The organism is Halomonas sp. MES3-P3E (genome assembly GCF_002836035.1).
GTDB lineage: Bacteria > Pseudomonadota > Gammaproteobacteria > Pseudomonadales > Halomonadaceae > Vreelandella > Vreelandella arctica.
In genome coordinates this window covers 132,425-143,380 of the sequence record NZ_PJBT01000184.1, presented here as the reverse complement: position 1 = coordinate 143,380, position 10,956 = coordinate 132,425, and the positions used below count along the sequence as shown (strand labels likewise).

At 56.1% G+C, this 10,956-nt stretch carries 10 protein-coding genes; 1 reads left to right on the top strand and 9 read right to left on the bottom strand.

What is annotated here, in order from left to right:
- Positions 1-50: 50 nt before the first annotated feature.
- Positions 51-1,892, top strand: a complete 1,842-nt coding sequence (locus tag CXF87_RS14865) for a putative bifunctional diguanylate cyclase/phosphodiesterase (RefSeq protein WP_101147143.1) — start codon at positions 51-53, stop codon at positions 1,890-1,892.
- Here CXF87_RS14865 and CXF87_RS14860 read toward each other — a convergent pair.
- The 9 genes from CXF87_RS14860 to CXF87_RS14820 all read right to left on the bottom strand — a co-directional run bounded on the left by CXF87_RS14860 (position 1,889) and on the right by CXF87_RS14820 (position 10,810).
- Positions 1,889-2,383 carry a DUF2878 domain-containing protein gene (locus CXF87_RS14860; RefSeq protein WP_101147142.1) on the bottom strand — a complete coding sequence of 165 codons (495 nt, stop codon included), beginning with the start codon at positions 2,381-2,383 and terminating at the stop codon, positions 1,889-1,891. The two genes, CXF87_RS14865 and CXF87_RS14860, sit on opposite strands and share 4 nt — an antisense overlap.
- Positions 2,384-3,652: an SAM-dependent methyltransferase gene (locus CXF87_RS14855; RefSeq protein ID WP_101147141.1), complete on the bottom strand. Its 1,269-nt coding sequence runs from the start codon at positions 3,650-3,652 to the stop codon at positions 2,384-2,386.
- Entirely contained in the window at positions 3,649-4,416 is a 768-nt protein-coding gene (locus CXF87_RS14850; protein ID WP_101147140.1) for a DUF1365 domain-containing protein, read from the bottom strand. The genes CXF87_RS14855 and CXF87_RS14850 overlap by 4 nt, the downstream gene beginning before the upstream one ends.
- Positions 4,413-5,792, bottom strand: coding sequence for an NAD(P)/FAD-dependent oxidoreductase (locus CXF87_RS14845; RefSeq protein WP_101147139.1), 1,380 nt, complete (start codon positions 5,790-5,792; stop codon positions 4,413-4,415). Before CXF87_RS14845 ends, CXF87_RS14850 begins: the two co-directional genes overlap by 4 nt.
- Positions 5,789-6,574, bottom strand: a complete 786-nt coding sequence (locus CXF87_RS14840) for an SDR family NAD(P)-dependent oxidoreductase (RefSeq protein ID WP_101147138.1) — start codon at positions 6,572-6,574, stop codon at positions 5,789-5,791. The genes CXF87_RS14845 and CXF87_RS14840 overlap by 4 nt, the downstream gene beginning before the upstream one ends.
- A 36-nt stretch (positions 6,575-6,610) precedes the next feature.
- Positions 6,611-7,042 carry a nuclear transport factor 2 family protein gene (locus CXF87_RS14835; protein ID WP_101147137.1) on the bottom strand — a complete coding sequence of 144 codons (432 nt, stop codon included), beginning with the start codon at positions 7,040-7,042 and terminating at the stop codon, positions 6,611-6,613.
- A gap of 60 nt (positions 7,043-7,102) precedes the next feature.
- Positions 7,103-8,515, bottom strand: a complete 1,413-nt coding sequence (phrB, locus tag CXF87_RS14830) for a deoxyribodipyrimidine photo-lyase (RefSeq protein ID WP_101147136.1) — start codon at positions 8,513-8,515, stop codon at positions 7,103-7,105.
- Positions 8,516-8,599: 84 nt separating this feature from the next.
- On the bottom strand, positions 8,600-9,520 hold the full coding sequence (locus tag CXF87_RS14825) for a MerR family transcriptional regulator (RefSeq protein WP_008959195.1): 921 nt from the start codon (positions 9,518-9,520) through the stop codon (positions 8,600-8,602).
- Positions 9,521-9,760: 240 nt separating this feature from the next.
- Positions 9,761-10,810, bottom strand: coding sequence for an NAD(P)/FAD-dependent oxidoreductase (locus tag CXF87_RS14820; protein WP_101147135.1), 1,050 nt, complete (start codon positions 10,808-10,810; stop codon positions 9,761-9,763).
- Positions 10,811-10,956: the final 146 nt, after the last annotated feature.

The following is a 10,956-nucleotide window of genomic DNA, read 5'->3' as shown; positions in this document are numbered from 1 at the left end:
GCGCTAAATTTTTTATCTAGATTAATTTGTATAGGGTATAGCGAATTGCCATGTGGCTTCCTGTTTCTCTCAATCGTCCGTTAGTTTGGGTCGCGCTGACGGCGCTCCCTGCCTGTGTTTGGATACCCGATGCGACGCTGCGCCTAGTTGCCGCGACATTGGTTACGTTAGGGCTATGGGATGCCTGGAACCAAGTGCGTCAACAGCGGCTACGCCTGCGTCTGTCCCAAGATACATTAGGGCTCACCAGCGATGCCATGGTGATTACCGATGCGCAAAATCGCGCCATCGTGGTTAATCCCGCCTTCACCGAAGTGACCGGTTACTCGAGCCAAGAGATTCAGGGGCTGAAACTGGAGACGCTGGCAGCGCCACGGCACGATAAAAACTTTTATCAAACGTTTTGGAGCACGCTGAAAAGTACCGGCCGCTGGGAAGGTGAAATGTGGAGCCGCCGTAAGCACGGCGATGAGTATCCTGAGTGGTTAAAAGTACGCGCCGTGACCGACAACCGCGGCAACATCACTCATTTTATTAATCTGTTTACCGATATTTCGGCACAAAAAGCCCGCGAGCGTGATTTGCGCCGTATCGGCTATGAAGATCCGCTCACAGGGCTACCCAATCGTCGTCGCCTTCACGATCTGCTGGCTTCCCGGCTGCGCCATCTGCGCGCTGGAGAGAGCTTGGATATGGCGCTGGTCGATATTGATGGGCTGAAATCCGTCAATGATAGTTTGGGGGTGGAGCAGGGTGACCGCTTGTTAGCGCGCTTTGGTCAACGTTTAACCAGCTATGTGGCGGGCAGTATTGTAGGTCGTTTGGGCGGCGATGAGTTTATGGTGATCCGCACCACCACTTTTGACGATCATGACCAGTGGGTTGCCACCCTGCGTGAGCATATGAGTCGGCCATTTGAAATTAACGACCAATCGCTGCGCTTAGGACTGTCGATCGGTAGTTGCCGAGTGCCCGAGGATGGTAACGACTCAGGCGTGCTCTTCCAGCGCTTAGAGTCGGCGCTTTACAGCGCTAAACGACTGGGGCGTAACTTAAGCCAGCGCTTTCGCCCGGCGCTGGATAAGCAGGATAATCCTCAACTGGCGCTGGTCAATGATTTACGCGCTGCGCTTATTTCCGGTGACCAGTTGGAACTGCATTATCAAACCCAGCATGAGCCTGCTAGCGGCGAGCTGGTGGGTATGGAGGCACTGCTGCGCTGGCGCCATCCCAAGGATGGCATGATTTCCCCCGGCGACTTTATTCCGTTGGCCGAGCGGCACGGTTTAATGAGCCAGCTGGGTACCTGGGTGATCGAAAAGGCCTGTGCCCAACAGGCGCACTGGCGTAATAGCGCCATGCCAAAAATGACGATATGGGTCAATATTTCGGCACTGCAGCTCTTTCAAGGCGACCTGGAAAGCCAGTTGACGACCTGCCTAAAGCGTTATCAGTTAAAACCTTCACAAATTGGTTTAGAGCTGACCGAGTCGGTACTGCTTGACGAACGCGCTGGCGATATGGGGCCACGCCTTCAGGCGCTGCGCGACCAAGGCTTTGCGATTGCCATTGATGACTTTGGGACAGGCTATTCGTCGCTTGGTTATTTGAAGCGTTTGCCGGTAGACAAAATTAAGCTCGACCGGGCATTCATTAAAGAGTTGCCACATGATCAAGCGGATGCCTCGATCGTGAAGGCGGTCTTAGCGATGGCGGAAGGCATGGGGCTAGGAGTGATTGCCGAAGGCGTTGAAACCAAAGAGCAGTGTCAGTTTTTGGTAGATGCCGGGTGTACGTCCGTACAAGGTTTCTACTTTGCCAGACCGCTACCCGCCGCGGAATTGGAAATGCGTTTGCTGCCTGAGCCAGCCACTGCCTCTGCCGCTTCTTAACGCATATAAAAACGGCTAATGCCTACACACAGTGATGCCCATATCAGCGCCTGGGCTGGCAGCAGCCAAGGGGCAAGCGTCACCTCCGCGAGTAGCGCGCCGCCGTAATACGAGAGCGGGCCGCTAACAGCGCCACACAGCGCGGCTAGTAGCGGATAACGCCACAGCCACGCCAGCGAGTGATAGACCAGCGTGGCAAACAGCGGCCAGAGCATCCATAGCCAAAGGGGTAATAACCCCAGCACCAGTGCCTGATCGTTAAAATCAAAGCCTCCCAGCAGGTTTAAGCTGCCATCGACCATCAAGCCGAGCAGTGCAAATCCCGCGATGAACCGCCACTCTCCTGGCAGCGCGCAGCGCCATAGGTGCCAGGCTAGCAAGCCTCCGCCCGCCAGTGCGGCAACGCTTGAACCACCTGCTACGCATAGCAGCCAGCCAGCTTCAAAACGCAGGGCATTGAACAGCAGTGCATGCCACTTGCGTGATGCCATTTAGAGCGCACCGGTGAGCGGTATGGGTTTCGCCGCTGGTTTAGCCAGCAGCAGGTGGCAGGTGCCGATAGAGCGCTCGATGAAGCCGCCTTCGCAGTAGCATAAATAGTAGCGCCACATACGGATAAAACGATCGTCATACCCCAGCGTGCGTACCTGTTCCAGGCTGGCTTCAAAGCGGTGGCGCCACTCACGCAGAGTGCGGGCATAGTGCGGGCCTATTTCATCCAACGCGACCACGTTTAGAGACGTTTTGCGCATTACGCTGCTTAACATGGCATGGTGCGAGGGTAGAAAACCGCCGGGGAAAATGTAGCGCTTGATAAAATCCATGTCGCGCTTAGCGTCTTCAAAGCGCTGGTCGCGGATGGTGATGGCTTGCAGCATGGCTTGCCCGTCGTCGGTTAACAGGCTGTCGAGTTTATTGAGGTAGGTATCAAGATACTGGTGCCCCACCGCCTCGATCATTTCGACCGAAATAAGCCGGTCATAACGACCTGTTAATTCACGGTAATCCTGTTTGAGCAGGGTAATCCTGTCTTCCAGCCCCTCTTCCTTAATCCGTTGAGCAGTATGAGCGTGCTGTTCATCGGAAATGGTCGTAGTGGTGACATGGCAGCCGCGGGTTTTCGCCGCGTGAATCGCCAGACCACCCCAACCGGTGCCAATTTCTAACAGGTGATGCTCTGGCCGGACATCAAGCTTTTCAAGCATCAAATCCAGTTTGTAGGTTGAGGCCTCTTCCAGACTAGCTTCCGGGTAGGGGAAAACGGCGCTGGAGTACATCCAGTGGAGGCGATCCAAAAACGTTGAAAACAGGTCGTTACCAATATCGTAGTGGGCTGCAATGTTGCGTTTGGAGCCGCTTAGGCTGTTGCGCTGAAAACGGTAGGCGGCACCCAATAACCAACGGGCAATGCGGGCACTGCCGTTCTCCATTTTGGTATTAACCTGTTCCAGGTTGGCGGCAAACAGGCGGACCAGGGCGACCAGGTCGTCGGCGTCCCAATCAGCATCCATATAAGATTCGGCAGCGCCGACGGTACCGCCGAAGGCCAGCCGCTTCCAGGCGCGTGAGTGGCGGATTACCACGGTTACCTGCAACGGTCCTCCCTGGCCTAAGTGGTGGCACTGGTCACCTTCAATGAGGGTAATACGACCACCGTGAAAGGTATCCAGTTGGGCCACTAGGCGCGGTTTCAGCCACTTGGTTAAGCGGTCTTGCGCAACAGGTTGAATATTTGGCGGCGTAGAACGCAGGGTCGTCACTTTGAAGTCTCCTTGCGCTGCTTGGGGTGGTTATAAACGGGGACGCGCTTCAGCCACAGGCGTAACGCTTCAAAATGAATGCCCGCGACGGTTTTCAGGCTCATCCATGGCTGGCGCGCCAAGGCTTTTATCAGCGCGCCACGAGTAGCGGGGGAGGCGTTCAGAGTCAGGGTGGCATCAAAATGGCACTGCTGTTCCCGCCAGTTCTCCATATGCAAAAAGAGCGTTTCGCCGGGGGCGTTAAATTTCCATCGATAGGTCATATCCATGGGATTGAAAGGCGAAACGTGGAGATCTTTGTCGAAACGGGCCTGGTGGCTGTGACGTGAAGGGTCCACCGCGCTGGCGTAACGGGTACGCTCACGCCAAGGCATATTGGTGACTTCGCTCAATACGGCTGCCAATCTACCCAAATGGTCGTAGGCGTAGTAAACGGAGATAGGATTAAACATGCAGCCCAGCGTGCGCAGTTGAGTAAGCACGCAAATCCGCCCCGTGGGGGCGCTGCCTAATTGACGAACGAGCTCTTCGCGCACGGCGGTTTTAAGCGGGCGATCCACCGGGCCTAGGTAATCCTCCCGCCGGAAACGCGCCAGGGCAGGCCTGCGGGCGCTAAAGCCGGGCACCTTGTCGAACAGTTCAGGTAGCTCGTCCAGATCCAACCACGCCATCCATACCTGATAGCTGAATGCGTGGGGCTTGGGCGTGAAGCGGCGGTGGCTCAGGGTGCCACGATAGATACGCGAACGTGGTGCGGCAATCATCCCAGTCCCTCGACACCTTGCGGTGTCAGCAGCTCATGAGCAGGCAGCGCCAGAGGTTCCGCGGGAGGCAGGGCAGCTTCGTCACAGCCCAAGGCCTGGGCGACGCGCAGGGCGCTCCACACCCCGTCTTCGTGGAAACCGTTGCGCCAATAGGCACCGCAAAAATGCGTACGATGCGCCGTCGACGATATCTCAGCGTGGCGCGCCTGCGCCGCCTGGCCAGCCAAGGTAAACTGCGGGTGCGCGTAGGTATAACGTCCCAGCACTTTATCGGTATCAATGCTGGCGCTGTCGTTCAGGGTCACGCAAAACGTGGTGTCACTGTCTATCCGCTGAAGAATATTCATGTCGTAAGTGACCGATACCCGTGCTTCGCTATCGCGCTGATCCAGCCGGTAGTTCCAGCTCGCCCAGGCACGTTTGCGCCGCGGTAGCAGGGAGGTGTCGGTATGCAGCACCACCTCGTTATCCTGATACGGCATGGCGCCGAGCACTGCTTTCTCGTCTGCACTGGCGTCACCCAGCATCGCCAAGGCTTGGTCGGCGTGGCAGGCGAGCACCACTTGGTCAAAGTGTTGGCTGCCAGCGGGAGTGGTAATCGTAACGCCAGCACGCTCTCCAGAGCGTTCGCGGGTAATCTTGGTTACCGGCGTATTGAGGTGAATGCGCGACGCGTAGGGGGCTGTTAGGTTAGGGATATAGCTTTTCGAACCGCCCATAAGGGTGTACCACTGGGGGCGGTGATTAACCGATAACAGGCCGTGATTGCGGAAAAAACGTACAAAAAATGCCACCGGAAAGGCGCGTAAATCGCTGATGCTGGCCGACCAAATGGCGGCTCCCATGGGCAGTAAGTAACGCTGCTGGAAATCGCGGTTGTAGTGGTGGCGATCCAGGTATTCCCCTAGGGTCATCTGTTCGGGGAACTCGTTGCGATCAAGCGCTTTAGTGGCCTGCTTGTTAAAACGTAGGATATCGCGCAGCAGGCGATAAAAAGAGGGGTTAAATAAATTGCGTCGTTGGGCAAACATCGATCCTAACGTGTGCCCGTTGTACTCAAAGTCCCTTGCCGTTTCATGCACCGAGAAACTCATCTCAGTGGCTTGTGAGGCAACGCCCAGGGTTGCCATCAAGCGCTGAAAGTGCGGATAGGTCCAGTCGTTAAAGACAATAAAGCCGGTGTCGATCGCATACGTCTGCCCTTTTACGTCCACGTCCATCGTGGCGGTATGGCCCCCAAGCCGCGAATCCGCCTCGAACAGCGTGACTTCATGCTGAGCGGAAAGGTACCAGCCAGCGGCCATGCCGCTGATACCGCTGCCGACAATGGCAATACGCTGAGATGCCCCAGCACTATTTGATACCACGGTACTCATGACGATTCCTTTTGGGCGCGGGTCATGCGCAGGCCTATCTGACGGCGCAAGGCAGGAGGCAAAATGCCCAGCAATTTGACCAGATAGGTGAACCGGCGTGGAAAATGGATATCCAGTCGACCCTTTACCAGGCCTGCGATAATGGCATCGGCCGCTTGCTCGGCGGTGACCTGCATGGGCGTCGGGAAGTCGTTTCGCTCGGTGAGTGGCGTTTTCACAAAGCCGGGGTGGATAAGGCTGACATCAATGCCTTCCTGATCGAGATCCAAGCGCAGCGATTCCAGGAAGTAGCTGACGGCGGCTTTAGAAGCGCCATAGGCTTCTGCGCGGGGTAGCGGTAAATAGGCCGAGGCGCTGGAGGTGGCCGCTAGTCGGGCGGGCAGACCCTGCTGCCGTGCTGCCCGCAGCAGCGGCAGAGCGGCTTCGACACCGTACAAAGTGCCAAATAAGTTAGGCTTAAAAACGCGCTCGACTAAATCCATATCGAACTGTTGAGCGTTCAGGTATTCGCAAGTACCAGCATTGAATAACGCTAAATCTAATGCCCCCAGGCGCTCGGCAATGGTCTCGCCAGCGTTAAGCACGGCTTGGCGGTCACTAACATCTAGCGGGAGCGGATGGGCATTGGGGTGGCCTTGGCACAGCGCTTCAAGTGACTCCGCGTTGCGGGCACTGAGTACCACCTGGTGGCCTTGGGCGATGAATTTACGGGCAAGCGCTTCACCAATGCCGGACGTGGCACCGGTTAACCAAATACGTTGGGGCGTTTCCCATGTACTCATTAAGCCTCCTCGTGCGCCCCGCCGTGATGTTACTGCTTAGGCAAGGCGTTTTTTTAACCAGCGAATGGCGCTTCCCATCAGCGGTAAATGTTCGTAAAGCATGGCGCCAGCATCAAAATAATCGCGATGACGCTCAACGCGCCCATCGGCGGCAAAGGTGAGTGCGCTACAGCCTTCGACCTTGACAGCCTGGCCACCTGCCAATCGGGGATGCATAAACGTCATGGTCCAGGTTACAAACGCTTGCTGCCCTTGCAACTGCCGAGTGTGGTAAGTGAAGTGGCACTGCTCGACATTTTCATACATGGCTGAAAAATAACGCGCTAACGCTTCGCGACCTTCAATATGGTGCAGCGGGTCACTAAAAATTATATTTTCAGTATATACCTCGTATAGCTTTTCTGTACAGGTATTGTCCAGTTTTTTGAAAAAGGCGCAGAACGCCTCCAGCGCCGCAGGCTCAGCCATGACGGTCTCCTTGATTAGCTTTATAACTATAATGGCTTAAGGAAGCGGGGACAGAAGCGATTATTTAGTGAGTGATTTAAACGCGTCCAGCGCACGTTGACGTGCCGCTTTGTGATCAACGATCGGCGCTGGGTACTGCACATCGGTGAGTAGGTCTTGAGGCGGCGCATGGCGCGCTTTGGCGGGCAGGTCAGCAAGCTCAGGCAGCCAGTGGGCAATAAACTCACCGTCAGCATCAAAACGGGTGGATTGGGTGGTGGGATTAAAAATGCGGAAGTAGGGCGCGGCATCGGTACCCGTCGAGGCCGCCCACTGCCAACCGCCGTTGTTGGCGCAGAATTCGCCATCCACCAAGTGGCGCATAAAAAAGGTTTCACCGCGTCGCCAGTCAATTAGGAGATGTTTGCTTAAAAACATCGCCGTGATCATGCGCAGCCGGTTATGCATCCAGCCGGTGGCGACTAACTGGCGCATGGCCGCATCGACGATAGGGTAGCCGGTGCGCCCTTCGCACCAGGCTTGAAAGCCTTCATCATCGTCGCGCCACTGCAACTGCTTGGTGTGTGCCTGGAAGGGTTGATAGCGGCACACCTCCGGAAACCCTACCGCGACATGCTGATAAAATTCGCGCCAGATCAGTTCATTAACCCAGGTCGTCAGGCCAATATCGCCATCGCCAAGATGACCGCCATTCTCGGTCATTACGGCTTGCAAGCACTGGCGATGGGAGATCATGCCTAGTGCCAGATAGGGCGAGAGTTCGCTGGTACCACGTACCTTGGGCAGGTCGCGCTGGTCTTTATAGTGGCGGCCACGAAAGCGCAGGAAACGCGCCAAGTTATCCGCCGCGGGCCGTTCACCGGCAGGCCACAGGCGCTCTTCAATCGGTGTGCTGTCAAGGGTCGGTAGCGCAGGCAGCGGATCACTTTTAATAACCAGTGCTGTTTGCACCGGTGGTGACTCGCGCAGCGCTAACTGGTCGGCGGTGACCTGCTTGTGCCACGCTTTGGAAAAGGGGGTAAAAACACCGTAAAAGTCGCCTTTTCCGGTTAACAGGCTGCCAGGGGAAAATGCCACGGCATCGTGATAACCATGGGCGGTTCTCTCAGCTTTTTTAAAGGCATCTTGTACGGCTTGGTCGCGGCGACGCTCATTGAGGGCGTACTCGCAGTTGAAGTGCAACTGCTCAACATCATGTTCCCGAGCGATCTCAAGCAGTACGTCTGGCGCTTGGTTATAGTGGTCAATATCGCGATGAAGCAGCGGAATATTCAATCCGTTAAGGGCTGTTTTAACGGCGGCGACACCGCGCGCCCAAAAGTCCAGCTTGTTGGCACCGTGCCCGTGCTCTTGCCACTGGGGAATACTGCGCAAAAAAACCGCGATGACAGGCCCTTTGGCCGCTGCGGCAGCCAGGGCAGTGTTGTCATCAATACGCAAGTCGCTGCGCAGCCAAACCAATTGACGTTTCATAGGCTTTCCTGTCATAGGGGCTCCTGCGGCACAAAAAAATGGCCGGTCGCCAGAGAGCGAACGGCCAGGGTAAGAGCGTGTTGGTTACAGTACGCCTGACTCGCGTAAGAGAGGACGCAAGCGAGCAATCGCCTGAGGCAGGTCATCGCCTAGCATGTGAACCGGGCTATCGCGCAGATCGGCTTCGCGCAGGCGCGCCACTTCACCACACACGCCGATGGGCACATTAAGCGTCTCGGCGGCTTTAGGCAGCGCTTGGCGAATATAGCTGTCACTTTCGCGCTGGCCGCTAGACAGCAGGACCATCGACGAGTGTAGCCGCGCGACTGCCTGAGGGAGATCCTCCAGTGGCAGCGAGTGGTCAAGCATCTGTACTCGGTAGCCTTGCTCGCTGGCCATCAATGCCGACATCAACACCCAGAGCGGGCCAGGGTCATCGGGCATGGCATTGAGCAAAATCAGCGGGCCCCGGGTAGCCTGGTTAGCATAATGTAAGCGGATGCCCACTTGGCTGCGCAAAAATGCTTCCAAGGTGCGGCGTACTAACTGATCTGCTTGAATGGCCCATTTCGCCTCTAAGCTTAAAACAACCGGCTGCCAAAGCTCGTTAATGGCAATGCTCAGCGGGTAGAGCGCTAAGCTCTGGTAATAAAAAGCCTCTAGCTTGGGCAGGTCTAACGCTTCGATGATGGCTTGCAGCTGCAGGCGTTGGCTAGCCCAATCGCCGGCATCAGGGGTAGGCGTCTCAATTGTTTCTGGCTGGTCAAGCAAGTCGGCGACTTGACTGACCGGCACACCACGATTGAGCCACTGCAAGATACGTTCGATGCGTGTGATGTCGTCTTGAGCGTAAAGGCGATGCCCTTTGGGGGTGCGCTGGGGGCGAATTAGCCCGTAGCGTCGTTCCCAAGCGCGAAGGGTGACCGAGTTTACGCCCGTCAAGCGAGACACTTCGCGTATCGGATAGAGGGGCGTATCGGGGGGATGGGTCGCCTTAAGACTCATGTGCGCCAGTACCTCTTCGTTAACTGCAATCTAGTGAACCGCAAGCTAGTTAACTGCAGCGCCGCGCTGTAAGGGCCGGACATTATTCGCCGCGGCGAAGGTGAAGCGTGTTCCATGTAGAGACTGCCTAATCAAAGATCTGAACATTAGTACGTTACTGTATGCTCATTTGTACAACTTGTCGCTACTCGGTACAACCTTTATAAGAATCCCTCTTAGCCCGTATAATATTTTATATAATTAGACCGACCGGCCTATTAGCGCTTTCCCTAAGCGGTGGCCTGATAGCCAGGCATCTTCTACGCGGCCGTCGCAAAAGTTATCGCCGCACAAGGCCAAACCGTTTCCACTGTATAAGTATGTGTGTTCACAAGCGGCCGCTGGTTGTGCATAGCGCCACCGGTGCGCGCCTGTTTCAATCAGGTCGGGTAGCGTTGCTGAGACGGGAAAAAAACTTTTTAGAGCAGTAAGAAGTTGGTTAGCCACCTCACTGGCAGGCTGCTCCAAATGTGCTTCGCTCCAGTCGAGTTGAGCCAGCAGGCTAAGGCTTTCAGATTGAGCAGCGCGTCCTGGTTTTGTTTGGTTACGTGACACAATATGCAGGGCAGGGTGGGCAACCCGCGCCATCTGCCAGTCTGGGTCAACACCGGCTATGGCGGGAAGCGGTCCGTCAAAAATCGCCCATCCCGCCCAGCAGGCGCGTTGCTTTCGCGTTTGGCAAGCGGTGGCCAAATCGTCGTCCCACATTGCCAGCAGTGCATGGGCCTGGGGCGGTGGTGCGCTAATCACTACCTGATCATAAGGCCCATGGGTCATGCCGCCCGCCGCTACCAACTGCCACCCTTTTTGCGTGCGTTTGAGTGACGTGATGGAAGTGCCTGTATGCAGTGCTGCCTGAGGTAGCGCCGTTAGCGAGTCGGCCAAATGACGCGTCAAGGCACTCATTCGAGGAGCACCGGCGTAGCGCTTTTGCCCATCGTTATGCGCCTGCCAGCCATTTGGGCTAGCCTGATAGGTAGCGGTGGGCCAGGAAGCGATGCAGCCAATGGATAGCCATGTATCAACTGCGCGCTGAAAGTCTGCGTCGCGCACGCTGAAAGCCTGAGCGCCTAGATCCAGCGTCGCGCTGGGTCTGCGCTTACTCGACATGCGCCCGCCAGGGCCTTGGGCTTTATCAAACAGCGTAACGCTAGCGCCGCTATTGGCGAGTACCTGCCCACAGGCAAGCCCTGCGATGCCTGCACCAATGATGGCGACCGATTGTTGAGCACTTAGAGGCAGTATCGCCATGGTTCCTCGCAGCGTTGTTTAGATGTCGTATGAATAGAACTGAAAGCTTACTGTAGCAGTTGTGTATAGATGTCGTACAATTTGGTCGTCGATTGATTCATTTCGCCAAGCTGACAACGAACGGTGGCACCAACAGGAGTAATTCC